This window comes from Halomonas elongata (assembly GCF_029081005.1).
Taxonomy (GTDB): Bacteria; Pseudomonadota; Gammaproteobacteria; order Pseudomonadales; family Halomonadaceae; genus Halomonas; species Halomonas elongata_B.
On the sequence record NZ_JAJQTQ010000168.1, the window covers coordinates 1 to 206 of the forward strand.

General features: G+C 60.2%; 1 protein-coding gene. It reads left to right on the plus strand.

All coding sequences use genetic code 11. The features are described 5' to 3' along the window. A partial coding sequence (locus LU493_RS19960; RefSeq protein ID WP_275289528.1) for a VCBS domain-containing protein occupies positions 1-206 on the plus strand: 206 nt, incomplete at both ends.

Genomic DNA, 206 nt, shown 5'->3' on the forward strand with positions numbered 1-206 from the left:
CTGGTGATCGAGGGCGAGTACGGCACCCTGACGCTTAATGCCGATGGCAGCTATACCTACGCGCTGGACAATACCAACCTGGAGGTTCAGGGACTGAGCGAGGGCGACACGCTGGAGGAAGCGTTCACTTATACGCTGACCGATGGCGATAGCGATGCCGATGACGCCACCCTGACCATCACCATCGATGGCAGCGACGACGGCGT